At 65.1% G+C, this 24,967-nt stretch carries 37 protein-coding genes; 1 reads left to right on the forward strand and 36 read right to left on the reverse strand.

Annotation, left to right across the window (positions count from 1 at the left end):
* The first annotated feature begins 84 nt into the window (after positions 1 to 84).
* Positions 85 to 1,284, forward strand: a complete 1,200-nt coding sequence (locus ACTICP_RS07370; RefSeq protein WP_441890994.1) for a pyridoxal phosphate-dependent aminotransferase — start codon at positions 85 to 87, stop codon at positions 1,282 to 1,284.
* Here ACTICP_RS07370 and ACTICP_RS07375 read toward each other — a convergent pair.
* From ACTICP_RS07375 to fusA, 36 genes are all read right to left on the reverse strand, one after another.
* On the reverse strand, positions 1,281 to 2,417 hold the full coding sequence (locus ACTICP_RS07375) for a UDP-N-acetylmuramate dehydrogenase (RefSeq protein ID WP_441890995.1): 1,137 nt from the start codon (positions 2,415 to 2,417) through the stop codon (positions 1,281 to 1,283). The two genes, ACTICP_RS07370 and ACTICP_RS07375, sit on opposite strands and share 4 nt — an antisense overlap.
* Positions 2,417 to 2,815, reverse strand: coding sequence for a MaoC/PaaZ C-terminal domain-containing protein (locus tag ACTICP_RS07380; protein ID WP_441890997.1), 399 nt, complete (start codon positions 2,813 to 2,815; stop codon positions 2,417 to 2,419). The genes ACTICP_RS07375 and ACTICP_RS07380 overlap by 1 nt, the downstream gene beginning before the upstream one ends.
* Positions 2,812 to 3,273, reverse strand: a complete 462-nt coding sequence (locus tag ACTICP_RS07385; RefSeq protein WP_441890999.1) for an FAS1-like dehydratase domain-containing protein — start codon at positions 3,271 to 3,273, stop codon at positions 2,812 to 2,814. Before ACTICP_RS07385 ends, ACTICP_RS07380 begins: the two co-directional genes overlap by 4 nt.
* A gap of 62 nt (positions 3,274 to 3,335) precedes the next feature.
* Entirely contained in the window at positions 3,336 to 4,130 is a 795-nt protein-coding gene (locus ACTICP_RS07390; protein WP_441891001.1) for a sulfite exporter TauE/SafE family protein, read from the reverse strand.
* Positions 4,131 to 4,249: 119 nt separating this feature from the next.
* Positions 4,250 to 4,972 carry a 50S ribosomal protein L17, sunset domain variant gene (gene rplQ, locus ACTICP_RS07395; protein WP_441891003.1) on the reverse strand — a complete coding sequence of 241 codons (723 nt, stop codon included), beginning with the start codon at positions 4,970 to 4,972 and terminating at the stop codon, positions 4,250 to 4,252.
* 34 nt (positions 4,973 to 5,006) lie between these two features.
* On the reverse strand, positions 5,007 to 5,996 hold the full coding sequence (locus ACTICP_RS07400) for a DNA-directed RNA polymerase subunit alpha (RefSeq protein WP_441891005.1): 990 nt from the start codon (positions 5,994 to 5,996) through the stop codon (positions 5,007 to 5,009).
* Positions 5,997 to 6,120: 124 nt separating this feature from the next.
* The gene (gene rpsK / locus ACTICP_RS07405) at positions 6,121 to 6,519 is read right to left on the reverse strand and encodes a 30S ribosomal protein S11 (RefSeq protein WP_033106075.1); all 399 of its coding nucleotides are present in this window, start codon (positions 6,517 to 6,519) and stop codon (positions 6,121 to 6,123) included.
* Positions 6,520 to 6,549: 30 nt separating this feature from the next.
* Positions 6,550 to 6,924, reverse strand: a complete 375-nt coding sequence (rpsM, locus tag ACTICP_RS07410; RefSeq protein ID WP_441891007.1) for a 30S ribosomal protein S13 — start codon at positions 6,922 to 6,924, stop codon at positions 6,550 to 6,552.
* Between the two features lie 131 nt (positions 6,925 to 7,055).
* Complete coding sequence (gene rpmJ, locus ACTICP_RS07415) at positions 7,056 to 7,172, reverse strand: 50S ribosomal protein L36 (protein ID WP_441891009.1); 117 nt, start codon at positions 7,170 to 7,172, stop codon at positions 7,056 to 7,058.
* Between the two features lie 62 nt (positions 7,173 to 7,234).
* The gene (gene infA / locus ACTICP_RS07420) at positions 7,235 to 7,456 is read right to left on the reverse strand and encodes a translation initiation factor IF-1 (protein WP_017201569.1); all 222 of its coding nucleotides are present in this window, start codon (positions 7,454 to 7,456) and stop codon (positions 7,235 to 7,237) included.
* Positions 7,457 to 7,647: 191 nt separating this feature from the next.
* Entirely contained in the window at positions 7,648 to 8,310 is a 663-nt protein-coding gene (locus tag ACTICP_RS07425) for a DsbA family protein (RefSeq protein ID WP_441891011.1), read from the reverse strand.
* Between the two features lie 145 nt (positions 8,311 to 8,455).
* A complete protein-coding gene (map, locus tag ACTICP_RS07430) occupies positions 8,456 to 9,298 on the reverse strand; it encodes a type I methionyl aminopeptidase (protein ID WP_441891013.1) in 843 nt (280 codons plus the stop codon).
* Position 9,299: 1 nt separating this feature from the next.
* Positions 9,300 to 9,902 carry an adenylate kinase gene (locus tag ACTICP_RS07435; RefSeq protein ID WP_441891015.1) on the reverse strand — a complete coding sequence of 201 codons (603 nt, stop codon included), beginning with the start codon at positions 9,900 to 9,902 and terminating at the stop codon, positions 9,300 to 9,302.
* Complete coding sequence (secY, locus tag ACTICP_RS07440) at positions 9,899 to 11,221, reverse strand: preprotein translocase subunit SecY (protein ID WP_441891016.1); 1,323 nt, start codon at positions 11,219 to 11,221, stop codon at positions 9,899 to 9,901. Before secY ends, ACTICP_RS07435 begins: the two co-directional genes overlap by 4 nt.
* Positions 11,222 to 11,322: 101 nt before the next feature.
* A complete protein-coding gene (gene rplO / locus ACTICP_RS07445) occupies positions 11,323 to 11,970 on the reverse strand; it encodes a 50S ribosomal protein L15 (RefSeq protein ID WP_441891018.1) in 648 nt (215 codons plus the stop codon).
* The gene (gene rpmD / locus ACTICP_RS07450; RefSeq protein WP_441891020.1) at positions 11,970 to 12,155 is read right to left on the reverse strand and encodes a 50S ribosomal protein L30; all 186 of its coding nucleotides are present in this window, start codon (positions 12,153 to 12,155) and stop codon (positions 11,970 to 11,972) included. Before rpmD ends, rplO begins: the two co-directional genes overlap by 1 nt.
* The gene (gene rpsE, locus ACTICP_RS07455) at positions 12,155 to 12,865 is read right to left on the reverse strand and encodes a 30S ribosomal protein S5 (protein ID WP_441891022.1); all 711 of its coding nucleotides are present in this window, start codon (positions 12,863 to 12,865) and stop codon (positions 12,155 to 12,157) included. The genes rpmD and rpsE overlap by 1 nt, the downstream gene beginning before the upstream one ends.
* Positions 12,862 to 13,221, reverse strand: coding sequence for a 50S ribosomal protein L18 (gene rplR / locus ACTICP_RS07460; protein WP_441891024.1), 360 nt, complete (start codon positions 13,219 to 13,221; stop codon positions 12,862 to 12,864). The genes rpsE and rplR overlap by 4 nt, the downstream gene beginning before the upstream one ends.
* A gap of 2 nt (positions 13,222 to 13,223) precedes the next feature.
* Positions 13,224 to 13,760, reverse strand: a complete 537-nt coding sequence (rplF, locus tag ACTICP_RS07465) for a 50S ribosomal protein L6 (RefSeq protein WP_441891026.1) — start codon at positions 13,758 to 13,760, stop codon at positions 13,224 to 13,226.
* A 6-nt stretch (positions 13,761 to 13,766) separates the two neighbouring features.
* Entirely contained in the window at positions 13,767 to 14,165 is a 399-nt protein-coding gene (gene rpsH, locus ACTICP_RS07470) for a 30S ribosomal protein S8 (RefSeq protein ID WP_441891028.1), read from the reverse strand.
* Positions 14,166 to 14,285: 120 nt separating this feature from the next.
* Positions 14,286 to 14,876 carry a 50S ribosomal protein L5 gene (gene rplE, locus ACTICP_RS07475; protein ID WP_441891030.1) on the reverse strand — a complete coding sequence of 197 codons (591 nt, stop codon included), beginning with the start codon at positions 14,874 to 14,876 and terminating at the stop codon, positions 14,286 to 14,288.
* On the reverse strand, positions 14,876 to 15,235 hold the full coding sequence (gene rplX / locus ACTICP_RS07480; RefSeq protein WP_441891032.1) for a 50S ribosomal protein L24: 360 nt from the start codon (positions 15,233 to 15,235) through the stop codon (positions 14,876 to 14,878). Before rplX ends, rplE begins: the two co-directional genes overlap by 1 nt.
* A gap of 2 nt (positions 15,236 to 15,237) precedes the next feature.
* Positions 15,238 to 15,606, reverse strand: coding sequence for a 50S ribosomal protein L14 (gene rplN / locus ACTICP_RS07485; protein WP_441891034.1), 369 nt, complete (start codon positions 15,604 to 15,606; stop codon positions 15,238 to 15,240).
* A gap of 26 nt (positions 15,607 to 15,632) precedes the next feature.
* The gene (gene rpsQ, locus ACTICP_RS07490) at positions 15,633 to 15,941 is read right to left on the reverse strand and encodes a 30S ribosomal protein S17 (RefSeq protein ID WP_441891036.1); all 309 of its coding nucleotides are present in this window, start codon (positions 15,939 to 15,941) and stop codon (positions 15,633 to 15,635) included.
* Positions 15,941 to 16,258: a 50S ribosomal protein L29 gene (rpmC, locus tag ACTICP_RS07495; protein ID WP_147037971.1), complete on the reverse strand. Its 318-nt coding sequence runs from the start codon at positions 16,256 to 16,258 to the stop codon at positions 15,941 to 15,943. Before rpmC ends, rpsQ begins: the two co-directional genes overlap by 1 nt.
* Positions 16,258 to 16,677, reverse strand: a complete 420-nt coding sequence (rplP, locus tag ACTICP_RS07500) for a 50S ribosomal protein L16 (RefSeq protein ID WP_144792547.1) — start codon at positions 16,675 to 16,677, stop codon at positions 16,258 to 16,260. Before rplP ends, rpmC begins: the two co-directional genes overlap by 1 nt.
* Positions 16,677 to 17,426, reverse strand: a complete 750-nt coding sequence (rpsC, locus tag ACTICP_RS07505; protein WP_441891038.1) for a 30S ribosomal protein S3 — start codon at positions 17,424 to 17,426, stop codon at positions 16,677 to 16,679. Before rpsC ends, rplP begins: the two co-directional genes overlap by 1 nt.
* Complete coding sequence (rplV, locus tag ACTICP_RS07510) at positions 17,426 to 17,824, reverse strand: 50S ribosomal protein L22 (protein ID WP_441891040.1); 399 nt, start codon at positions 17,822 to 17,824, stop codon at positions 17,426 to 17,428. Before rplV ends, rpsC begins: the two co-directional genes overlap by 1 nt.
* A gap of 25 nt (positions 17,825 to 17,849) precedes the next feature.
* A complete protein-coding gene (gene rpsS, locus ACTICP_RS07515) occupies positions 17,850 to 18,131 on the reverse strand; it encodes a 30S ribosomal protein S19 (protein ID WP_033106056.1) in 282 nt (93 codons plus the stop codon).
* 12 nt (positions 18,132 to 18,143) lie between these two features.
* Positions 18,144 to 18,983 (reverse strand): 50S ribosomal protein L2, encoded by an 840-nt coding sequence (gene rplB / locus ACTICP_RS07520; RefSeq protein ID WP_441891042.1) that lies wholly within the window; start codon positions 18,981 to 18,983, stop codon positions 18,144 to 18,146.
* Positions 18,984 to 19,004: 21 nt separating this feature from the next.
* Positions 19,005 to 19,328 carry a 50S ribosomal protein L23 gene (rplW, locus tag ACTICP_RS07525; protein ID WP_441838868.1) on the reverse strand — a complete coding sequence of 108 codons (324 nt, stop codon included), beginning with the start codon at positions 19,326 to 19,328 and terminating at the stop codon, positions 19,005 to 19,007.
* Complete coding sequence (rplD, locus tag ACTICP_RS07530; protein WP_441891044.1) at positions 19,325 to 19,987, reverse strand: 50S ribosomal protein L4; 663 nt, start codon at positions 19,985 to 19,987, stop codon at positions 19,325 to 19,327. Before rplD ends, rplW begins: the two co-directional genes overlap by 4 nt.
* A 3-nt stretch (positions 19,988 to 19,990) precedes the next feature.
* Positions 19,991 to 20,650, reverse strand: a complete 660-nt coding sequence (rplC, locus tag ACTICP_RS07535; protein WP_441891046.1) for a 50S ribosomal protein L3 — start codon at positions 20,648 to 20,650, stop codon at positions 19,991 to 19,993.
* An 11-nt stretch (positions 20,651 to 20,661) separates the two neighbouring features.
* Positions 20,662 to 20,970 (reverse strand): 30S ribosomal protein S10, encoded by a 309-nt coding sequence (gene rpsJ, locus ACTICP_RS07540; protein ID WP_017201594.1) that lies wholly within the window; start codon positions 20,968 to 20,970, stop codon positions 20,662 to 20,664.
* Between the two features lie 456 nt (positions 20,971 to 21,426).
* On the reverse strand, positions 21,427 to 22,617 hold the full coding sequence (gene tuf / locus ACTICP_RS07545; RefSeq protein ID WP_441891048.1) for an elongation factor Tu: 1,191 nt from the start codon (positions 22,615 to 22,617) through the stop codon (positions 21,427 to 21,429).
* Positions 22,618 to 22,772: 155 nt separating this feature from the next.
* A complete protein-coding gene (gene fusA / locus ACTICP_RS07550; RefSeq protein ID WP_441891050.1) occupies positions 22,773 to 24,887 on the reverse strand; it encodes an elongation factor G in 2,115 nt (704 codons plus the stop codon).
* Positions 24,888 to 24,967 lie beyond the last annotated feature (80 nt).

The following is a 24,967-nucleotide window of genomic DNA, read 5'->3' on the forward strand; positions in this document are numbered from 1 at the left end:
GACTTCGTTTCAGTCTATCTGAAACTGAGTGTCAACGGCGATCGATTCTGACACGCGCCGACGCACCCGAGTACCATCTGAGGTGTGACTGAACGCGCTCCCCTCTCTCGCAAATTGTCCGCCATCGCCGAATCGGCAACGCTCAAGGTCGACGCCAAGGCCAAGGCGTTGAAGGCCGAAGGCAAGCCCGTCATCTCCTACGCCGCCGGTGAGCCCGACTTCTCGACGCCGCAGTTCATCGTGGATGCTGCGGCCGAGGCTCTGCAGGACCCGGCGAACTTCCGCTACACCCCCGCGCCCGGCCTGCCGGCGCTGCGCGAGGCGGTCGCCGCGAAGACCCTGCGCGACTCGGGCCTCGAAGTGGCACCGTCCCAGGTAATCGTCACCAACGGCGGCAAGCAGTCCGTGTACCAGGCGTTCCAGGCGGTCGTGAACCCCGGCGATGAGGTGCTGCTGCCCGCGCCGTATTGGACGACCTACCCCGAGGCGATTCGTCTCGCCGACGGCACGCCCGTCGAGGTCTTCGCCGGCGCCGACCAGGACTACAAGGTCACCGTCGACCAGCTCGAGGCCGCGCGCACCGAGCGCACCACCGTGCTCGTCTTCGTCTCTCCCTCGAATCCGACCGGCTCGGTCTACACGGCCGAAGAGACCCGGGCGATCGGAGAGTGGGCGGTCGAGCACGGCATCTGGATCATTTCGGACGAGATCTACCAGAACCTCACCTACGAGGGCGTGAAGGCCACCTCGATCGTCGAGGCCGTGCCGGATGCTGCGGCCCAGACGATCCTCGTCAACGGCGTCGCCAAGACCTACGCCATGACCGGTTGGCGCGTGGGCTGGATGGTCGGGCCCGCAGACGCCATCAAGGTCGCCGGAAACCTGCAGTCCCATCTGACGAGCAACGTCAACAACATCGCACAGCGTGCGGCGGTCGCCGCTCTCAACGGCCCGCAGACCGAAGCGCAGGCCTTCCGTGATGCCTTCGACCGCCGCCGGAAACTCATCGTGTCGGAGCTGTCGAAGATCGACGGCATCCGGGTGCCGAACCCGCTCGGAGCCTTCTACGTCTACCCGGACGTGCAGGGGCTGCTCGGGAAGACGTGGGCGGGCAAGACTCCCACGACGTCGCTGGAGCTCGCCGATCTCATTCTCGATGAGGCCGAGGTCGCCGTCGTTCCCGGCGAGGCCTTCGGTCCGTCCGGCTACCTGCGCCTGTCGTACGCGCTCGGCGACGACCAACTGCTCGAGGGCATCCAGCGTCTCCAGCACCTCTTCGCCTAGAGCTCGACGGCCACCAGGACGGGCTCGGGCTGCAGCAGCAGTCCGAACTCGGAGTGCACCCGCGCCTGGATGTAGCGCGCGAGCTCGGCAAGTTCTGCGCCGCTCGCATTTCCGCGGTTCGTGAGCGCCAGGGCGTGCTTGCTCGATATTCCCGCACGTGAGCGCGGCAGGCGGAACCCCTTCGAGATCCCGGCGTTCTCGATGAGCCAGGCGGCGCTGACCTTGACCTCTCGGCGCACCGCCGGGGTCACCGGCACCTGCCCGTCGTAGGACTCGAGCGGAATGACCGTCGCGACATCACGATCAGGCTGCACGGGCCACCGCGGGCACTTCGGCGGCAGTTGCGCTGCGACGGCCTCCGACACGATGAGGTTCTGGAAGAACGAGCCCGCACTGCTGGTGTCGGGGTCGTCGGAGTTCAACAGCATCCCCTTCGCCGCACGGATCGCGAGCACCTGCTCGCGTACCGCAGCGAGCCGGATCGGCTCGTCGTCGGTGAGTCCGAGTGCACGACGGAGCTGCTCGCCACTGATCGCGCGGCCTGCGTCGCCGACCTCGGCGAGGTCGAGCGTCACCGACAGGATCACCGCCCGCCGAATCGGGACTCCGCCGTAGTGGTGTTTGAGGACGGAGGTGCGAAACCCCAGCCCCAGTTCGGATGCCGGAACCGTGGAAACCTCGCCGGTGGACTCGTCGATCAGCTCGACCTCGACCAGAGTCTCTTGGATCTCCTGCCCGTAGGCGCCGACGTTCTGCACAGGTGCGGCGCCGACGGTACCGGGAATGCCGCTCATCGCCTCGATGCCGGCGAGACCGTGCTCGACGGCGTAGGCGACGAGGTCGTCCCAGTTGTGTCCCGCCTGCACCCGCAGCCGAACACGCCCCTCATGCGGCGACGGCAAACGCTCGATGCCGGTTGTGAGAACCCGGATGACCGTGCCCTCGAACGGCTCATCGCCGACGAACAAGTTCGATCCGCCGCCGAGCACGAACCATTCGTCCAGGCCCTGCCACACCTCGCGCAGCGTCTGGACGAGTTCGTCTGCGGTCGTGGCATCCAGCATCCGCTCCGGGGCAGCGCCGGTGCGCAGAGTCGTGAGCTCCGCGAGCGGGATCGGCGTGATCTCGGCCATCAGAGCGCGACGCGCAGCTGCGCCTTGACGAGCACCGTCGTGTCAGCCGCCTTGACGGTGAGGTCGATGCGCGCCGAGGTCTCATCGACCGCGCCGACCTTCGCGAGCACCGAGACGTCGGCACCGTTGTCGGGGTCGACGACGACGGGGCGGGTGAACCGCACGCCGTACTCGGTGATCTTCGCGGAGTCGCCGAGGGCGGAGACGACCACGGACGAGGCGAGTCCCATCGTCAGCATCCCGTGGGCGAGCACGCCCGGAAGACCGACGGATGCGGCGACGTCGTCGCGGTAGTGGATCGGGTTGAAGTCTCCGGAAGCCCCGGCGTAGCGGACGAGGGATTCCCGGGTGAGGTGGACGGTGCGCTCGGCGATCACGTCTCCGACGGTGTAGCTCATGCGTCGCCCTCCCCCTCTTCCGAGCCCACCAGCAGCATGCTGGTCGCGGTGACGACGTGGTCACCCGCGGCATCGGCGATCTCGGCCGCACTGGTGATCATGGCGTTTCCGGCCATCATGCGGATGCCGGTGACCTTCATCTGCCCGGTGAGCTCGTCACCGGCGACGATCGGCTTGGAGTAGCTGAACTTCTGCTCGGCATGGATAGTGCGAGCCAGCACGATCCCCGAGTCGGGCTCGGAGAGCAGCTGCTGGAGCGTGAGGTCTTGGATGACCATGGCGAACGTCGGCGGTGCGACGACGTCGGCGTAGCCGAGCGCGCGAGCGGCTTCGACGTCAGTGTGCAGCGGAGCGTCGGCGAACACGGCGCGGGCGAACTCGCGCACCTTCTCGCGGCCGACCAGGTACGGCGGTGTCGGCGGGAACTCCCGGCCGATCAGTTCGTTGTTCACAGGCACCGGACAAGTCTACCGAGCGGATGCCGTGACCTCGCTGCTGCCTGGTGCGGCACGACCCAGGCTCAGCGGCGCCGACTGCGCAACGCTTTGATCGCCATCTGGATCGCAATGAACGCGAGATACGCGGCGAAGAGAATGTTCCCGGCGAACGGGTCGATGAGGGTGGCAAGCCACGCTCCCAGAGCGGTCGTCGTGCAGGCCGCGACGCCGATGATGACCGCGGCGAGCAGGTCGACGTTGCGGTGGCGGAGGTTGCCGATCGTCCCCGAGATCGCGGTAGGGATCATCATCAGCAGCGACGTTCCCTTGGCCTCGAGGTCGCTGGTGCCGAACGCGAGCATAAGCACGGGCACGATGACGACACCACCGCCGACGCCGATGAGGCCGGCAATGATGCCCGTTCCGACACCGACCAACGCGAGAGCTGCACCGTTTATCCAGCCCAGCTCGAAGACCGCATCACGCGCGGGAATCACGAGGAACAGGCTCACGATCACGACCAGCAGAAACCCGATGAACCCCCACCGCAGCGCGCTCTGTGAGATGCGCGGCAGTAGGCGCGTGCCGACCTGTGCGCCGACGACGGCACCGGCGGCGAGGATGAGCGCCGTGATCCAGGCCACCGACCCGTGGAGTGCGTACGAGATGACTCCGACGCTCGCTGTGGGCACGATCGCCGCGAGAGACGTGCCGGCAGCCAGACGCTGGTCGAAACTGAGCATCAGCACGAGGAGGGGGACGATGACCGTTCCGCCGCCTACGCCGAACAGTCCCGACAGCAGGCCCGCGATCAGGCCGATGACGACGAAGGTCAGATAGGCGCGTGGTGTGCGGAAAGTTCGAGTCGGTTCCGTCATCATCAACGTGTCAGCCTCTGCACGGCATCCACCCTACTCCGATCGGGGCGCGTCTCTTGCGCCGAGACGACGAAGCCCGCCATCCCTGTGCGGGATGACGGGCTTCGAACGACGTGCGCTTACTTGCCGGCCTCTTCGAAGCCAGCGGCCTCAGCAGCCTCGGCGGTGCGGAACCAGACCTCAGCGACGGTCTGCTCGTACCACTGGCCGTCCGGGCGGTGGAACTTCATGGAGTCCTTGTTGCCCTTGATGTCGAAGCCCTCGGGTGCGGCGCCGTCCTCGAGAGGAGCGGCGGAGTCCTCGCCGAAGCCGCCGTCGGCGACCGCAGCGGCGGCGACCGCCTCAGCGGCAGCCCCCTCCTCCTGCGACTCGGCGCCGGCGTCAGCAGCGTCCTCGACCGGCTTCTCGTCGGCCTTGTCAGCCTTCGGAGCAGCCGCAGCCTTCTCGGTCTTCGGGGCGGCAGTTTTCTTCGCCTTCGGGGTGACGGGCTCGAGGACGAGCTCGATCACGGCCATCGGGGCGTTGTCGCCCTTGCGGTTGCCGATCTTCGTGATGCGGGTGTAGCCGCCCTCACGCTCGGCGACCAGGGGTGCGATCTCAGCGAAGAGGACGTGCACGACCTCTTTGTTGCCGAGGATCGAGAGCACGCGGCGACGTGCGTGCAGGTCTCCGCGCTTGGCGAAGGTGACCAGCCGCTCGGCAACCGGACGCAGGCGCTTGGCCTTCGTCTCGGTCGTCGTGATCGACTTGTGGGTGAACAGAGCCGATGCCAGGTTGGCAAGCAGCAGGCGCTCGTGGGCGGGGCCGCCTCCGAGGCGGGGTCCCTTATTGGGCTTAGGCATATTCGTCTAACTCCTGGTCAGATAATCGGGAAGGTCAGAAGGACTCGTCTTCGCCTGCGCCGTAGAAGTGGGCCCCGTCGAAACCGGGTACCGAATCCTTGAGCGACAGTCCGAGCGAGATGAGCTTGTCGCGCACCTCGTCGACCGACTTCTGGCCGAAGTTGCGGATGTTCATGAGCTGCGTCTCCGACAGCGCCACGAGCTCGGACACCGTGTTGATGCCCTCGCGCTTGAGGCAGTTGTAGGAACGGACCGACAGGTCGAGGTCCTCGATCGGCATCGACAGCTCGCTGGAGAGAACGGGCTCGACCGGCGCCGGGCCGATCTCGATGCCCTCGGCCTCGACGTTCAGCTCGCGGGCGAGGCCGAACAGCTCGGTCAGGGTCTTCGCGGCCGATGCGACAGCGTCACGCGGGAGGATCGAGTTCTTCGTCTCGACATCCAGGATGAGTTTGTCGAAGTCGGTGCGCTCACCGGCACGAGTCGCCTCGACGCGGTAGCTGACCTTGAGAACCGGCGAGTAGATCGAGTCGACGGGGATCTGCCCGGCCTCGGCATACTCGTTGCGGTTCTGCGTCGCCGAAACGTAGCCGCGGCCACGCTCGATGGTGAGCTCGAGTTCGAACTTCGCCGTGTCGTTGAGCGTCGCGATGACCAACTCGGGGTTGTGCACCTCGACACCGGCCGGAGCCGAGATGTCAGCGGCGGTCACTTCACCGGAACCGGTCTTGCGCAGGTACGCCGTGATGGGCTCGTCGCGCTCGGACGAGACAACCAGCTGCTTGATGTTGAGGATGATCTCAGTGACATCCTCCTTCACACCGGGAATGGTGCTGAACTCGTGCAGGACGCCATCGATGCGGATGCTGGTGACAGCAGCGCCGGGAATCGACGAGAGCAGGCTGCGACGCAGCGCGTTTCCGATGGTGTATCCGAAGCCGGGCTCGAGCGGCTCGACGATGAACCGGCTCCGGTCCTCGGCGATCTTTTCCTCGGTCAGTGTGGGACGCTGTGCAATGAGCACTCTGTGTTCCTTTCGATCACATGCCCGCTATATGACATGTGGTGGGTGAGGTCTTGAGTTGTGAAAGTCAGTGCCCGTAACGGGCGGAGCGAGGGATGCGTGACGCATCCCTCGCAGCACCGGATCAGACGCGGCGACGCTTCGGCGGGCGGCAGCCGTTGTGTGCCTGCGGGGTGACGTCCTGGATCGAACCGACCTCGAGGCCAGCGGCCGTCAGCGAACGGATCGCGGTCTCGCGACCGGAGCCCGGTCCCTTCACGAAGACGTCGACCTTCTTGACGCCGTGCTCCTGAGCCTGACGGGCAGCCGACTCTGCGGCCATGCCTGCGGCGTAGGGGGTCGACTTGCGCGAGCCCTTGAAGCCCACGCCACCGGACGATGCCCAGCTGATGACAGCGCCGGACGGGTCGGTGATCGAAACGATGGTGTTGTTGAACGTCGACTTGATGTGGGCCTGGCCCAGCGCGATGTTCTTCTTCTCCTTGCGGCGCGGCTTGCGCGCGGCGGCCTTAGGTGCAGCCATGAAAGTTTTCTCCTATTCCCTGGCCGCTGCTTAGCGGGCCTTCTTCTTGCCGGCGACGGTGCGCTTCGGGCCCTTGCGGGTGCGGGCGTTGGTCTTGGTGCGCTGACCGCGCACCGGAAGGCCGCGACGGTGGCGGATGCCCTCGTACGAGCCGATCTCGACCTTGCGGCGGATGTCTGCGGCGACCTCGCGGCGCAGGTCACCCTCCACCTTGAAGTTGCCTTCGATGTGGTCGCGGAGTGCGATGAGCTGGTCGTCGGTGAGGTCCTTGACGCGGATCGACTCGTCGATCTCGGTCGCCTTGAGGATCTCGACGGAGCGGGTACGGCCGACGCCGTAGATGTAGGTGAGGGCGATCACCACGCGCTTATCGCGCGGGATGTCAACGCCGGCAAGACGTGCCATGCGGTATCTCCTGGGATGCGTAGAGGTGTGGAGCAGGATGTGGACCCGGGCCTCTTTCCCGAGGTGTCAGTCGTTCGCGCGACGTCTTCACCCTGCCTGTATGTATTGAGTTGTGTGTCAGATCTGGTCGATCAGCCCTGGCGCTGCTTGTGGCGCGGGTTGCTCTTGCAGATCACCATGACGCGGCCGTGACGGCGAATCACCTTGCAGTTGTCGCAGATGGGCTTGACGCTGGGCTTGACCTTCATGATGTTTCCTGTTCGCTGTCTTCACCGGGCAGGCGGAGCCTGGGGTGTTACTTCTCGACCGATCAGCGGTAGCGGTAGACGATGCGGCCGCGGGTGAGGTCGTAGGGGCTGAGCTCCACGACCACGCGGTCCTCGGGAATGATGCGGATGTAGTTCTGCCGCATCTTGCCAGAGATCGTTGCCAGGACCTTGTGCCCGTTGCTGAGCTCAACGCGGAACATCGCGTTGGGCAGAGCCTCGGAGATCACGCCCTCGATCTCGATGACACCGTCTTTCTTAGCCATAGCCTCGCTGACGCTTCTGCAGACCGGTCGATCTGCGGTGGATGGATGATTGTGGTGCCGCGCCGGATAGACACACCGAAACCGGGCGCAAGGCACCAACGGTCTATCTTATCTGCTCCGAGGCCCTCCGGCAACTCGGGGTGTACGCTGGCGGGCCGCTCCGGGCGGGCGGCCCGCCAGCACTAGTGCAATCAGCCGACGATTTCGCCGAGGCGGGCATCGAGTTCGGAGTTCTCGATACGCTCCCCGTCGATCTCGACGGTCGGTGTGCCCTGGATCTCGTGCTCGTTCGTCTGCGAGGTGACGAAGCGCTTGTAGGTGCCGTCGGCGATGCACTCGGCTGCGGAGCCGGCTCCGGCCTGCTCGGCGAAGGCAGCGAGCTCGTCGTCTGTCAGTCCCGTGCTGTTCTCGGCCGGCTGGTTCTCGAAGAGCAGGTTGAAGTAGTCCACCGTCGCATCCGGCGACTCCGCCGCGACGCAGTACACGGATGCGGCGGCGCGGGTGGAGAACTCGGTGTTCTGCGAGTACCGGTCCAGGATCGAGATGGGGTGCAGGTTCAGGGTGATCTCGTCAGCAGCCGCGGCATCCTGCAGCGCACCGCCGTATGCATCCTCGAAGTCGCTGCAGATGGGGCACATGAAGTCGACGAACGTGTCGACCTCTGTGTCGCCTTCGCCGATGGTGATGGCACCGGTCTCCTCGTTGACGATCGCACTGTCGGGTGCGGTGCCGGGCGCGCTCGCCTGGCTGTTGAGGAAGACCACAAGCCCGCCGAGGGCCACGAGGACCACGACGACGGCGATCGAGATTCCGATCGCGAACCAGTTGGTGTTGCTCTTGGCAGCAGCGGCCATGCTCTTCCGTTCTCTCAAGACCCGCGCTGTGAGCGGGTCCGGGCAAGGGGTACATCCAATCTTCCCGTGGAATCCTATGCCCAGCTTGTGAGCCTTTCTCCCCCCTATCCCCTACCCCTCCGCGGGGAGAAAAGCGGAGGGAACGTCAGGCGGGAGGAGTGGGGGTGATACCCCAGGGGGCCAAGCCCGCGGCGCCGCCGTCGGGCGCGGTGAGGACCCAGATGCCATCGGCGTGGAGGGCGACACTGTGCTCCCAGTGGGAGCCGTCCGAACCGTCGACGGTCGAAATGGTCCAGTCGTCTTCCTCGATCAGCGTCTGCTCGGAGCCAGCAGTCACCATCGGCTCGATCGCGAGCACGAGCCCCGGCTTGACCTCGGCACCGGGGTCGGGCGTGCGGTAGTTGAACACGCTCGGTGCCTCATGCATCTTGCGGCCGATGCCGTGCCCCACGTACTCACGGAGGATGCCCCAGTCCCCGCCGGCAGAGGGCGGGTTCGCCTCGAGGTGCTCCTGAATTGCCGCGCCGATCTCACCGATGTGAGAGACGGATGCCATCGCCGCGATCCCGGCCCACATCGAGCGCTCGGTCGCCCGCGAGAGCTCCTCGCGCCGGGCGATCATTTCGGTCCGCTCGGGATCCGGCACGATGAAGGTCCGCGCGCTGTCGCCGTTCCAGCCCCGGAACTGCGCCCCGCTGTCCACCGACACGATGTCACCCGGCTCCAGGACGCGTGACCCCGGGATGCCGTGGACAACCTGCTCGTTCACCGAGATGCACGTCGTGTGGTGATAGCCGCGCACGAGCTTGAAGTTCGACTCAGCCCCGCGTGCGACCACGGTGGCAGAGGCCGCAGCATCCACATCGGCGGTGGTAGCGCCCGCCCGAATCGCCGCGCCCGCGGCATCCAGCGACGCCGCCGTTATGAAACCTGGTTCGATCATCGCCCGCAGCTGGGCGGGCGTCTTGTAGATCGAGCGGCGGAACACGTCAGGCGGCGAGAGTCAGGCCGCGCGCGCTCAGCGCCGACCGGATGCGCTCGGTGATCTCGTCAAGAGAGCCCACGCCGTCGATGCGATCGACGATGCCGCGCTCACCGTAGACGGCGAGGATCGGTGCGGTCTCGTTCTCGTAGATGTCGAGGCGGTGCGCGATGCCCTCTTCGGTGTCGTCCGAACGGCCCTGCTCGTCAGCACGAAGCTTCAGGCGGGCGATGCTCTCTTCGCGCGGGACATCGAGCAGGATGACGGCATCCAGAGCCTCGTCGCGGCCGCTGAGGAACTCGTCGAGGTGGCCGACCTGCGCGACGTTGCGGGGGTAGCCGTCCAGCAGGAAGCCGCTCGCCGCGTCGTCCTGCGACAGGCGATCGCGCACGATCTCGCTGGTCAGCTCATCCGGCACGAGGTCTCCGCGCGCGGTGATGTCACTGACCTTGCGGCCGAGCTCGGTTCCGCCCTTGATGTTGGCGCGGAAGATGTCACCGGTCGAGACCACCGGAATGCCGAAGCCCTCTGCCACGCGCACGCCCTGCGTGCCCTTGCCGGAACCCTGCGGGCCGACGATGAGAATTCGTGCTGCGGATGCTGCTGTCAACGGAGAAGCCCTTCGTAGTGACGCTGCTGGAGCTGCGCATCGATCTGCTTGACGGTCTCGAGACCCACACCGACGATGATGAGGATCGACGCGCCACCGAACGGGAAGTTCTGGTTGGCACCGACGGTCGCGAGCGCGATCAGCGGGATGAGCGCGATCAGGCCGAGATAGATCGAACCGGGGAACGTGATGCGGGTGATCACGAAGTCCAGGTACTCGGCCGTCGGACGGCCAGCACGGATGCCGGGAATGAACCCGCCGTACTTCTTCATGTTGTCGGCGACCTCAACGGGGTTGAAGGTGATCGCGACGTAGAAGTAAGCGAACCCGATGATCAGCAGGAAGTACGCCGCCATGTACAGCGGGTGATCGCCGGTGGTGAAGTACTGCGAGACCCAGACCACCCAGGCTGCGGGCTCGGTGCCGTCCTGCGGAGTGTTGAACTGCGCGATGAGCATCGGAATGTACAGCAGCGACGAGGCGAAGATGATCGGGATCACACCGGCCATGTTCACCTTGATCGGGATGTACGTGTTCGTTCCGCCGTACGTTCGCCGACCGACCATGCGTTTGGCGTACTGCACCGGGACACGTCTCTGAGACTGTTCCACGAAGACCACGAGTCCGGTGACGATGACACCGACGGCGAGCACCAGCAAGAACACTTCGAAGCCGTTGGTCTCGAAGATCGTCCACATGGCGGCCGGGAAGGTCGCCGCGATCGACGTGAAGATGAGCAGCGACATGCCGTTGCCGATGCCGCGCTCGGTGACGAGCTCGGCGAACCACATGATCAGGCCACAGCCGGCGGTCATCGCGATGACGATGAGCAGCTGCGCCCACCACACGTCGTTGGTCAGCAGCTGCTGACACGCGGCGATGTCAGTGGTACCGAACAGCTGACCGCTGCGCGCCACCGTCACGAGAGTCGTCGACTGCAGCAGCGCGAGCGCGATGGTGAGGTAGCGCGTGTACTGGGTCAGGCGGGCCTGGCCGGCCTGACCTTCCTTGTGCAGCGCCTCGAAATGCGGGATGACCACGCGCAGCAGCTGAGTGATGATCGTCGCGGTGATATAGGGCATGACGCCCAGCGCGAAGATCGACAGCTGGAGCAGCGCGCCGCCGGAGAACAGGTTGACCAGGCTCAGCAGTCCTTCGGTACCTGCATTCAGACGCAGACACTCCTCAACGTTCGGGAAATGCACGAACGGAGCAGGGACATGAGAGCCGAGCCGGTAGATGGCGATGATCGCCAGCGTGAATCCGATCTTCCGACGCAGGTCAGGCGTGCGGAAGATCCGCGCGATAGCGCTAAACAAGGGCGTTCCTCCAAAAAGGGATGCCGATCCGCGACGGACGGCCGAAAGACCAGCGTAACGCAGGAGAGGGGCCGGATAGATCCGACCCCTCTCCGATGCGATTACTTGACGGTGCCGCCAGCAGCCACGATCTTCTGCTCGGCAGAACCCGAGACCTTGTCGACCGTGACGGTGAGCTTCACATCGATGTCACCGTTGCCGAGGACCTTGACCTTCTCGTTCTTGCGAACCGCACCCTTGGCGACCAGATCGCCGACGGTGACGTCGCCACCGGAGGGGTACAGTTCCGCGAGCTTGGCCAGGTTCACGACCTGGTACTCGACCCGGAACGGGTTCTTGAACCCGCGCAGCTTCGGGGTGCGCATGTGCAGAGGCATCTGCCCACCCTCGAAGCCGACGCGAACGGTGTTGCGGGCCTTGGTGCCCTTGGTGCCGCGACCAGCGGTCTTGCCCTTCGACGCCTCACCGCGACCGACACGGGTCTTCGCGGTGTTGGCGCCGGGGACGGGACGCAGGTGGTGGACCTTGAGCACTCCCGGACGGGAGGCCTCAGCCTCTGCCTTCGGCGCAGCCTTCTTGGCGGCCGGCTTCTTGGCTGCCTCAGCCGTAGGTGCCTTCGCGTCGGCAGCGGCCTTGGCAGGCGCCTTCTTCGCAGCGGGCTTCTTCTCAGCAGCAGCCTTGGTGGTGGCGGCCTTCTTGGCAGGGGCCTTGGCGGCCTTCTCCTCGACGGCTTCGTTCTTCTCAGCCATTAGTCGATCTCCTCAACCTTGACGAGGTGGGCGACGGTCTTGACGTAACCGCGCGTCTGCGCGTCGTCAGGGCGCACGGTGGCGTCACCGATGCGCTTGAGACCGAGGCTGCGCAGCGTGTCGCGCTGGTTCTGCTTCTCGCTCACCTTGGACTTGATCTGGGTCACCTTCAGACGGGCGGCCATCAGGCACCTACCTTCGCGGCGGCCGCAGCGGCGGCCTTGGCCTCGTTGCGGATGATGATGCCCGGAACGACGGCGTCGTACTCGAGACCGCGACGAGCCGCGACAGCGCGAGGCTCTTCGAGGCCCTGCAGAGCCTCGACCGTCGCGTGCACGATGTTGATCGTGTTCGACGAGCCGAGCGACTTCGAGAGGACATCGTGGACACCGGCGCACTCGAGCACGGCGCGCACAGGACCACCGGCGATAACACCGGTACCGGCAGCGGCCGGACGCAGCAGCACGACGCCGGCAGCGGCCTCGCCCTGCACCGGGTGCGGGATGGTGTTGCCGACGCGGGGCACGCGGAAGAAGTTCCGCTTGGCCTCTTCGACACCCTTGGAGATGGCCAGGGGCACCTCGCGGGCCTTGCCGTATCCGACGCCGACCAGGCCGTTGCCGTCACCGACGACCACGAGGGCGGTGAAGCTGAAGCGACGACCACCCTTCACGACCTTCGAGACGCGGTTGATAGTGACGACGCGCTCCAGGAACTGGTTGTCGCCGCGATCACGGGAGTTGCGGTCACGACCACCCTGGTTGCGGTCACGGCCACCGCGGCGGCCCTGACGGTCGTCGCGCTGCGGCTGCTCGGTGGACGCTGCGGTCTCGACCGGAGCGTTCTCAGCAGCGGGCTGCTCGGTGGTCACTTCGTTCTCCTTGTTGTCACTCACAGTGCCAGCCCCCCTTCGCGGGCGCCGTCGGCGATGGCCGCGACGCGACCGGCGTAGCGGTTGCCACCGCGGTCGAAAACGACCTCGCTGACACCGGCAGCCTTCGCGCGCTCGGCGACGAGCTCGCCGACCTTGCGGGCCTTGGCGGTCTTGTCACCGTCGAACGAGCGCAGCTCGGTCTCGAGCGTGGATGCCGAGGCGACGGTGCGGCCCTTGCTGTCGTCGACCAGCTGGACGAAGACGTGGCGAGCCGAACGATTTACGACGAGGCGCGGACGCACCTCGGTGCCGACGATCTTCTTGCGAAGACGGGCGTGACGCCGCGAACGGGCGTCGGACTTCGACTTCACAGCCATGGTTACTTACCAGCCTTTCCGGCCTTGCGACGCACGTTCTCGCCGGCGTAGCGCACACCCTTGCCCTTGTACGGCTCGGGCCTGCGGATCTTGCGGATGTTGGCAGCTGCCTCACCGACGGCCTGCTTGTCGATGCCACTCACGGTGACCTTGTTGTTGCCTTCCACCGTCAGGGTGATGCCAGCAGGAGGGTCGATCAGAACCGGGTGCGAGAAGCCGAGGGCGAACTCGATCGAGCTGCCCTTCTGCTGCACGCGGTAACCGGTGCCGACGACCTCGAGGCCCTTGGTGTAGCCCTGGGTGACGCCGATGATGTTGTTGTTGATGAGCGTGCGGGTCAGGCCGTGGAGCGACCGCGACTCACGCTCGTCGTCGGGACGGGTGACAACCACCTGGTTGTCCTCGACCGCGACCTCGATGGGACTGGCCACAGACAGGGAGAGTTCCCCCTTGGGGCCCTTCACCGCCACCGCACGACCGTCGACCGAGATGGTCACGCCCGCGGGGATGTCGATGGGAAGACGTCCGATACGCGACATTTCGAATTACCACACGTAGGCGAGAACTTCTCCGCCCACGCCCTTCTGCTCGGCCTGACGGTCGGTGAGAAGACCGGAGGAGGTGGACAGGATGGCAACGCCCAGGCCACCCAGGACGTTGGGGAGCTCCGTGGACTTCGCGTAGACGCGAAGACCGGGCTTCGACACGCGCTTGATGCCCGCGATCGAACGCTCACGGTTGGGGCCGTACTTCAGCTGAAGCGTGAGGCTCTGCCCGACGCGAGCGTCGGTGATCTCGTAGCCGGAGATGTAACCCTCCTGCTGGAGGATGTCGGCGATGTGGGTCTTGAGTTTGCTCGACGGCAGCGACACGGTCTCGTGGTGAGCCGAGTTCGCGTTGCGCAGACGGGTCAGCATGTCTGCGACCGGGTCTGTCATTGTCATGGTGTTCTTCTTTCGATCACGAGGTTTCGACGCCCGTTACACAGACGCCGACCTTCGATGAGCACGGATTTTCAATTGTATGTCGCGGCCGGGGCGCCACCGCACCCCGGCCGCAGACGATCACGCCTTGGCGTCTTCGGCCTGGAACGGGAAGCCGAGGTGACGGAGCAGTGCCCGGCCCTCGTCATCCGTCTTCGCCGTGGTGACCACGGTGATGTCGAAGCCGCGGACGCGGTCGATCTTGTCCTGATCGATCTCGTGGAAAACGCTCTGCTCCTGGAGACCAAAGGTGTAGTTGCCGTGGCCGTCGAACTGCTTGGACGACAGGCCGCGGAAGTCGCGGATGCGGGGCAGGGCGAGCGAGACCAGGCGGTCGATGAACTCCCATGCACGGTCTCCGCGGAGGGTGACGTGCGCGCCGATGGCCTGGCCCTCACGCAGCTTGAACTGCGCGATGGACTTGCGGGCCTTCGTGACGATCGGCTTCTGACCGGTGATCTTGGTGAGATCTTCGATCGCGCCGTCGATCACCTTGCTGTCGCGAGCCGCTTCACCGACACCGGTGTTGACGACGACCTTGACGAGGCCGGGAATCTGCATCACGTTCTCGTAGCCGAACTCGTCCCGCATCTTCTGCTGGATCTCGGCCTTGTACTTCTGCTTGAGGCGCGGCTGGATCTTGCCAGCCTGCGCGGCAGTGTCGGTGCTCATCAGAGGTCCTTACCTGACTTCTTCGCGTAGCGCACGCGGACGGTGCGCTTGACGCCATCCTTGGTCTGCTCCTCGACCCGGTGGCCGACACGGGTCGGCTTCTTGGTTTCGGGGTCGACGAGTGCGACGTTGGAGATGTGGATGGGAGCCTCGAGGGTCTCGATGCCGCCCGTCTTGGTGCCACGCTGCGTCTGACCGACGCGGGTGTGCTTGGTGACGTAGTTCACGCCTTCGACGATGACGCGGTTCTGCTCGGCAAGGACATCGAGGACCTTGCCCTGCTTGCCGCGGTCGCCGCCGCGCTCGGGCTTGGCGCCCGAGATGACCTGAACCAGGTCACCCTTCTTGATGTTCGCCATGATCAGATAACCTCCGGGGCGAGCGAGACGATCTTCATGAACCTCTTGTCACGAAGCTCACGGCCGACCGGGCCGAAGATGCGGGTGCCGCGAGGCTCCCCGTCGGTCTTCAGGATCACGGCGGCGTTCTCGTCGAACTTGATGTACGAGCCGTCCGGACGACGGACCGACTTCACTGTGCGGACGATGACAGCCTTGACGACATCGCCCTTCTTCACGTTGCCGCCCGGGATCGCGTCCTTGACGGTGGCGACGATGGTGTCACCCAGACCGGCGTAACGGCGGCGCGAACCACCGAGAACACGGATCGTGAGCAGCTCCTTCGCGCCGGTGTTATCGGCGACCTTGAGGCGGGATTCCTGCTGAATCACTATTACTCCTTAAGCAAGCCGGCGGCTTACTTGGCCTTTTCGACGATCTCGACCAGACGCCAGCGCTTGGTGGCGCTGAGCGGACGGGTCTCGCTGATGATGACGAGGTCGCCGATGCCCGCCGAGTTGGTCTCGTCGTGCACCTTGCGCTTCTCCGTGCGACGGATGACCTTGCCGTACAGTGCGTGCTTCACGCGGTCCTCGACCTCGACGACGATGGTCTTGTCCATCTTGTCGCTGACGACGTAGCCGCGCTGCGTCTTGCGGTAACCGCGAGCGTTCTCGTCACGCACATCGTGCGAGACGGGGGCTTCCGCTTCCTTCTTGGTGGCCATTACTCAGCCTTCCCTTCGGCGTCAGCCGAGGCATCCTCGGTCTTCTTCGCCTTCGACTTGGACGCCTTCTTGGCCGGGGCCTCGACGGGCGCGGGCGTGGCACGAATGCCCAGCTCGCGCTCGCGGATCACCGTGTAGAGGCGAGCGATGTCGCGCTTGACGGCGCGGATGCGGCCGTGGCTCTCCAGCTGGCCTGTGGCCGACTGGAAGCGGAGGTTGAACAGCTCCTCCTTGGCCTTTCGCAGCTCCTCGACGAGGCGCTGGTCTTCGAACGTGTCGAGCTCTGCCGGAGCGAGCTCCTTGGTGCCGATCGCCATTACGCGTCGCCCTCCTCGCGCTTGATGATGCGTGCCTTAAGGGGCAGCTTGTGAATGGCCCGGGTCAGTGCCTCGCGAGCGAGTTCCTCGCTGACACCGGCGACCTCGAAGAGGACGCGACCCGGCTTGACGTTTGCGACCCACCACTCCGGGGAGCCCTTACCGGAACCCATGCGGGTCTCGGCAGGCTTCTTCGTGAGCGGACGGTCGGGGTAGATGTTGATCCACACCTTTCCACCGCGCTTGATGTGACGCGTCATGGCGATACGAGCTGCCTCGATCTGACGGTTGGTCACGTAAGCGGGGGTCAGAGCCTGGATGCCGTACTCGCCGAAGGAGACCTTCGTGCCGCCGGTAGCCTGACCCGAGCGACCCGGGTGGTGCTGCTTGCGGAACTTGACCTTACGGGGGATGAGCATTATGCCGACGCTCCTTCTGCAACAGGGGCCTCGTTGCGCGGTCCACGACGGCGGTCGCCGCCCCGGTCGCGCGAAGGCTTCTGGTTGGCCTGCTCGCGAGCGAGCTCCTTGTTGGTGAGGTCGCCCTTGTAGATCCAGACCTTCACGCCGATGCGGCCGAAGGTAGTGCGTGCCTCGTAGAAGCCGTAGTCGATGTTCGCGCGCAGGGTGTGCAGCGGCACACGGCCTTCGCGGTAGAACTCGGAACGGCTCATCTCCGCGCCGCCGAGGCGGCCGGAGACCTGAATACGGATGCCCTTGGCGCCGGCGCGCTGTGCGCCCTGCAGACCCTTGCGCATCGCACGGCGGAACGCCACGCGAGCAGAGAGCTGCTCGGCGATGCCCTGCGCGACGAGCTGAGCGTCGGCCTCGGGGTTCTTGACCTCGAGGATGTTCAGCTGAATCTGCTTACCGGTGAGCTTCTCGAGGTCGCCGCGAATGCGCTCGGCCTCGGCACCACGACGACCGATCACGATGCCCGGACGGGCGGTGTGGATGTCGACGCGGACGCGGTCACGGGTGCGTTCGATCTCGATGTTCGAGACGCCGGCGCGGTCGAGCTGCTTCTTCAGCAGGCCGCGGATCTTGACGTCCTCGGCCACGTAGTCGGCGTAGCGCTGACCCGGCTTCGTCGAGTCCGAGAACCACCGGGACACGTGGTCCGTGGTGATGCCCAGGCGGAAGCCGTACGGGTTAATCTTCTGGCCCATTACTTGCTCGCCTTCTTCTTGCTGTCACCTTCGGCCGCAGCAGCGACCTCGGGCGTCGAGAGCACGACCGTGATGTGGCTCGTGCGCTTCTTGATCTGGAAAGCGCGACCCTGAGCGCGGGGGCGGAAACGCTTGAGCGTCGTGCCCTCGTCGACGTACGCGTTTGCCACGTACAGGTCCTGCTCATCGAGGTACTCGTTGTCGCGATCCGCCTTCACCTGCGCGTTGGCCATGGCCGACGCGACAAGCTTGTAGATCGGCTCACTGGCGCTCTGCTGAGCGAACTTGAGGATCGCCAGAGCTTCCTGGGCCTGCTTGCCCTTGATGAGCGCGACGACACGACGAGCCTTCTGAGGGGTCACGCGGATGTGTCGCACGCGTGCGATGGACTCCACCATTTCTCTCTCCTCTATCGTCCCCGCGTCAGCGGCGACGGCCCTTCTTGTCGTCCTTCTCGTGGCCGCGGAAGGTGCGGGTGGGCGCGAACTCGCCCAGCTTGTGACCGACCATGGTCTCGGTGACAAACACAGGGATGTGCTTGCGACCGTCGTGGACCGCGATCGTGTGCCCCAGCATGGCCGGGATGATCATGGACCGACGGGACCAGGTCTTGATGACGTTCTTGGAACCGGCTTCGTTCTGCACGACGACCTTGCGAAGCAGGTGCTCGTCGACGAAGGGGCCCTTCTTGAGACTCCGTGGCATCTTCTTCTACTCCTACTTGCGCTTCTTGCCGGCGGTGCGACGACGCACGATGTACTTGTCGCTTTCCTTGTTCGGGTGACGGGTACGACCCTCAGCCTGACCCCAGGGGGTGACGGGGTGACGGCCACCGGACGTCTTGCCCTCACCACCACCGTGCGGGTGGTCGATCGGGTTCATGGCGACACCGCGGACGGTCGGGCGGATGCCCTTCCAGCGGTTGCGGCCGGCCTTGCCCCAGTTGATGTTCGACTGCTCGGCGTTGCCGACCTCGCCGATAGTGGCGCGGCAGCGTGCGTCGACGTTGCGGATCTCACCCGAGGGCAGACGGAGCTGCGCGTAGGGGCCGTCCTTGGCGACGAGACGAACGGATGCTCCGGCCGAGCGGGCGAGCTTCGCACCGCCACCGGGGCGGAGCTCGATCGCGTGGATCACCGTACCGGTCGGGATGTTCTTCAGCGGCAGGTTGTTGCCCGGCTTGATGTCAGCCGATGCGCCATTCTCGACGACGTCGCCCTGCTTCAGCTTGTTCGGAGCGAGGATGTAGCGCTTCTCGCCGTCGAAGTAGTGCAGCAGCGCGATGCGCGCGGTGCGGTTGGGGTCGTACTCGATGTGAGCGACCTTGGCGTTGACGCCGTCCTTGTCATTGCGACGGAAGTCGATGACGCGGTACTGGCGCTTGTGGCCACCACCGATGTGACGGGTCGTGATGCGGCCCTGGTTGTTGCGACCACCGGTCTTCGAGATCGGGCGCAGCAGCGACTTCTCCGGCGTCGATCGAGTGATCTCAGCGAAGTCGGCCACCGACGAACCGCGACGACCCGGGGTCGTGGGCTTGTACTTGCGAATAGCCATGATTGTCCTTTATCCCCCGGATCAGCCGATTGCCGTGAAGATGTCGATGGTGCCCGACTTCAGGGCCACGATGGCGCGCTTGGTGTCCTTGCGCTTGCCGGTGCCGAAGCGGGTGCGACGGGCCTTGCCGACGCGATTGATCGTATTGACCGACGCGACCTTGACATCGAAGATCTTCTCGATGGCGAGCTTGATCTCGGTCTTCGACGCGCGCGGGTCGACGAGGAAGGTGTACTTGCCCTCGTCGATCAGCGAGTAGCTCTTCTCAGAGACGACCGGCTTCAGGACGATGTCGCGGGGGTCTTTGTTGAACGCCGTCTGAAGGGCGCCCTTCTGCTCGGTCATGCCGAGACCTCCTCGGTTGCGCCGGTCTTCGAGGCGATGAAGCCCTCGAGAGCGGCCTGGGTGAAGACGATGTCGTCGGCGACGAGAACGTCGTACGCGTTGAGCTGGTCGAAGCTGATCACGTGGAGGTTCCGGAGGTTCCGGATGCTCTTGATGCTCAGCTCGTCATTGCGCTCGGTCACGACGAGGATGTTCTTCGACGTCGCGACAGTCGCGAGGAACGATGCGGCGGCCTTCGTAGAAGGTGCCCCGTCGATGCCGAACGACTCGACGGCGTGCAGGCGCTCACCGCGGAAACGGTCGCTGAGCGCACCCAGCAGGGCGGCGGCGATCATCTTCTTGGGGGTGCGCTGCGAGTAGTCGCGCGGCTTCGGGCCGTGGACGATGCCACCGCCGGTCATGTGCGGCGCGCGGATCGAGCCCTGACGGGCGTTACCGGTGCCCTTCTGCTTGAAGGGCTTGCGGCCGGCGCCGGAGACCTCGCCACGACGCTTGGTCGAGTGGGTGCCCTGGCGAGCCGCCGCGCGCTGCGCGACGACGACCTGGTGGATGAGCGGGATGTTCGTCTTGACGTCGAAGAGCGCGGCGGGCAGCTCGATGGAGCCGGCCTTCTTGCCGTCGACCTTGAGGACGTCGAGCGCGAGAGTCGAGTCAGCCATGGACTAGGCCCCCTTCACTGCGTTGCGGACGTAGACGATGCGGCCGCGAGCACCGGGAACGGCGCCCTTGACGAGCAGCAGTCCCTTCTCGGCGTCGATGCCGTGCACCGTCAGGTTGAGGATGGTCACGCGCTCGCCACCCATACGGCCGGCCATGCGCATGCCCTTGAAGACGCGGCTCGGGGTCGACGATGCGCCGATCGAGCCGGGCTTGCGGTGGTTGCGGTGTGCACCGTGCGATGCCGAGACGCCCTTGAAGTTGTGGCGCTTCATGACACCCGCGGTGCCCTTGCCCTTGCTGGTGCCGACGACGTCGACCAACTGGCCGGCCTCGAACAGGCCCTCCACCGTGATCTCCTGACCGAGTGAGTAGTCAGCAGCATCCGCCGTGCGGATCTCGGTGACGTGGCGGCGCGGAGTGACGCCGGCGGCCTCGAAGTGAGCCGTGAGGGGCTTGTTCACCTTGCGGGGGTCGATCTGACCGGCAGCGATCTGAACGGCGTTGTAGCCGTCCTTCTCGGGCGTGCGCACCTGAGTGACCACGTTGGGTGCCAGTTCGATGACGGTGACGGGGACGAGCTTGCCGTCCGCGCTCCACACCTGGGTCATGCCGAGCTTGGTGCCCAGCATCCCCTTGGAAACCTTTGAATTGATGTCAACCATGCCGGGACCCCTTACAGCTTGATCTCGATGTTGACGTCGGCCGGGAGGTCGAGGCGCATCAGCGAGTCGACAGCCTTCGGCGTCGGGTCGACGATGTCGATCAGACGCTTGTGGGTGCGCATCTCGAAGTGCTCGCGGCTGTCCTTGTACTTGTGGGGCGACCGGATGACGCACACGACGTTCTTCTCGGTCGGAAGCGGCACGGGGCCGACGACAGTCGCGCCCGCACGGGTCACGGTGTCGACGATCTTGCGCGCCGACGTGTCGATGACCTCATGGTCATACGACTTCAGGCGAATGCGGATCTTCTGTCCCGCCATTGTCTGCTCACTCTCTTTAAAGCGTCTTACCGGCCTGGATCGGGTGACCCAGGGGCATTGGACGCACGTCGGCGCTGTTCACGCCAGGCACTCGATCGGAATCCCGATCTGCGCACCGCTGTTCTTCTGTCAACCCGCACGCCTGAGCGCACGGCAGAACCTCCTGGTAGAGGAGGTGGTGGTGATGTTCTGCTGCCCGCGGCCTAGAACCCTGCATCCTGCTCTTCGGGAGAATTGGATGCCGTCTATGCACTGCCCTGACAGTGATCCGCTGGATGCGCCGTGCGCGCCACCGGAATGTTGAACTTGTCTATTCTGCCATGCCCGATTTCACTTACGCAAACCCGGGCGTGTCGCGGTCGGATTCCGCGTGGGCACAGCGAAGGCGGCGCATCCCTGACACACGACACAGGGGCCGGGCCCGAAGGCCCGACCCCTGTGCTGCAGTAAGAGAACTTACTTGTTGATCTTCGTGACCGTACCGGCGCCCACGGTGCGTCCACCCTCACGGATGGCGAAGCCGAGGCCCTCTTCCATGGCGATCGGCTGGATCAGCTCGACCGACATGTCGGTGGTGTCGCCGGGCATGACCATCTCGGTGCCCTCGGGCAGCGAGATGACGCCGGTGACGTCGGTGGTGCGGAAGTAGAACTGCGGGCGGTAGTTCGTGTAGAACGGGTTGTGACGGCCACCCTCGTCCTTGGAGAGGATGTACGCGGTGCCCTCGAAGTCCGTGTGCGGCGTAACCGAACCGGGCTTCACAACAACCTGGCCGCGCTCGACGTCCTCACGCTTGAGGCCACGGAGCAGCAGACCACAGTTCTCGCCGGCCCATGCCTCGTCGAGCTGCTTGTGGAACATCTCGATACCCGTGACCGTGGTCTTCTGCGTCGCGCGGATGCCGACGATCTCGACCTCGGAGTTGATGGCGAGCGTGCCACGCTCGGCGCGGCCGGTGACGACCGTGCCACGACCGGTGATCGTGAAGACGTCCTCAACAGGCATGAGGAACGGCTTGTCGCGGTCGCGCTCCGGGTCCGGAACGCTGTTGTCGACAGCTTCCATGAGCTCGAGGATCGAGTTGACCCACTTCTCGTCGCCCTCGAGCGCCTTCAGCGCCGAGACCTTGATGACGGGAGCTTCCTCGTCGAAGCCCTGACCTGCAAGCAGCTCACGGACCTCGAGCTCGACGAGCTCCAGGATCTCCTCATCTTCGACCATGTCGGACTTGTTCAGCGCGGCAAGCAGGTACGGCACGCCGACCTGCTTGGCGAGCAGAACGTGCTCGCGGGTCTGAGCCATCGGGCCGTCGGTGGCGGCGACCACGAGGATCGCGCCGTCCATCTGAGCGGCACCGGTGATCATGTTCTTGACGTAGTCGGCGTGACCCGGGGCGTCAACGTGCGCGTAGTGGCGCTTGGGGGTCTCGTACTCGATGTGCGAGATGTTGATCGTGATACCACGCTGACGCTCTTCCGGCGCCGAGTCGATGGTCGCGAAGTCACGCTTAACGTTGGTGTCAGACGGGTACTTGTCGGCGAGCACCTTGGAGATGGCTGCGGACAGTGTCGTCTTGCCGTGGTCAACGTGACCGATCGTTCCGATGTTGACGTGCGGCTTGGTCCGCTCGAACTTGGCCTTGGCCACTGGGTCCTCCTCAGGACGTTCGTGTAGAGATTGCCGGGCACTGGATTGTGACCGGTTCGCTACGGGGTTTGATTCTCAGTTTAGTAGAGAGAGCTTTGTGAAGTTGTGTGTTGTCCGACCGGCCTCCGGCGAAGGAGGCCGGTCGGGCGAAGGGCTTATTCGCCCTTGGTCTTCTGGATGATCTCGTCTGCGACGGCCCGTGGGACCTCGGCGTACGAGTCGAACTCCATCGAGTACACCGCACGACCGGAAGTCTTCGACCGCAGGTCGCCGATGTAGCCGAACATTTCGGACAGCGGCACAGATGCGCGGACGATCTTGATGCCGGTGGCATCTTCCATCGACTGGATCTGGCCACGACGCGAGTTCAGGTCGCCGATGACGTCGCCCATGTACTCCTCGGGCGTACGCACCTCAACGGCCATCAGCGGCTCGAGCAGTACGGGGTTCGCGCGGCGCGCGGCCTCCTTGAAACCGATGGAGCCGGCGATCTTGAACGCCATCTCCGACGAGTCGACGTCGTGCGCCGCACCGTCGACGATGGTCGCCTTGACGCCCACCATCGGGTAGCCGGCGAGCACGCCGACGTTCATCGCGTCCTGGAAACCGGCGTCGATCGAGCCGATGTACTCGCGCGGGATGCGTCCACCGGTGACCGAGTTGACGAATTCGTACGTCTTGTCGGGCGTGACCTCGAGAGGTTCGATGGTGAACTGGATCTTCGCGAACTGGCCCGATCCACCCGTCTGCTTCTTGTGGGTGTAGTCGTGCTTCTCGACGATCTTCTTGATCGTCTCGCGGTAGGCCACCTGGGGCTTTCCGACGTTCGCCTCGACGCGGAACTCGCGCTTCATGCGGTCCACGAGGATGTCGAGGTGCAGCTCACCCATGCCCTTGATGGTCGTCTGACCGGTCTCGGGGTTGAGCTCGGTGCGGAAGGTCGGGTCCTCTTCGGCGAGCTTCTGGATCGCGAGACCCAGCTTCTCCTGGTCGGCCTTGGTCTTCGGCTCGATGGCGACCTCGATGACCGGCTCCGGGAACGTCATCGACTCGAGGACGACCGGGGCAGCCGGGTCGGCGAGGGTGTCACCGGTAGTGGTGTCCTTCAGGCCGATGACGGCGTAGATGTTGCCCGCGGTGAGCGAGTCGACCGGGTTCTCCTTGTTGGCGTGCATCTGGAAGATCTTTCCGATGCGCTCCTTCTTGCCCTTGGTCGAGTTGATCACGGCCGAGCCCGAGTCGAGGTGACCCGAGTAGACGCGCACGTAGGTCAGGCGACCGAAGAACGGGTGCACAGCGACCTTGAAGGCGAGAGCCGAGAACGGGTCGTTCGCGTCGGGGTGACGCTCGATGACCTTCTCCTCGTCCTTCGGGTCGTGCGCCTCGATGGCACCGACGTCGAGGGGGTTGGGGAGGTAGTCGACGACAGCATCCAGCATCGGCTGAACGCCGCGGTTCTTGAACGCAGAGCCGCAGAGCACGGGATAGATCTCGTTCGCGACGACCAGCTTGCGGATGGCGCCCTTGACCTCGGCGACCGTGAGCTCCTCGCCACCGAAGAACTTCTCCAGCAGCACGTCGTCGGTCTCGGCGACGGTCTCCAGCAGCTGCTGACGGTACTCGGCAGCCTTCTCCTGAAGGTCTGCCGGGATCTCGCGCACCTCGTAGGAGGCGCCCATCGTCACGTCACCCTTGGAGTCGCCCTCCCAGACCAGTGCGCGCATCTCGATGAGGTCGATGACACCGACGAACTCGCTCTCGGAGCCGATCGGCAGCTGGAGCACGAGCGGCTTGGCGCCCAGACGGTTGATGATGGTGTCGACGGTGAAGTAGAAGTCCGCACCGAGCTTGTCCATCTTGTTGACGAAGCAGATGCGCGGAACGCCGTACTTGTCGGCCTGACGCCACACGGTCTCGGACTGGGGCTCGACGCCCTCCTTGCCGTCGAAGACGGCAACGGCACCGTCGAGCACGCGGAGCGAGCGCTCCACCTCGACGGTGAAGTCGACGTGACCGGGGGTGTCGATGATGTTGATCTGGTTGTTGTTCCAGAAGCAGGTCACGGCGGCAGACGTGATCGTGATGCCGCGCTCCTTCTCCTGCTCCATCCAGTCAGTGGTCGACGCGCCGTCGTGCGTCTCGCCGAGCTTGTGGTTGACGCCCGTGTAGAACAGGATGCGCTCGGTCGTGGTGGTCTTGCCAGCATCGATGTGCGCCATGATGCCGATGTTGCGGACCTTGCTCAGGTCGGTGAGCACGTCTTGTGCCACAGGAGTGTCCTTTTCTGTCTAGCAGTGCAACTGCGAAGAGTGGGTGCTCGCCCCCGACAGGCGGGGGCGAGCAGAGCTGT

This window comes from Microbacterium sp. (assembly GCF_052102115.1).
GTDB lineage: Bacteria > Actinomycetota > Actinomycetes > Actinomycetales > Microbacteriaceae > Microbacterium.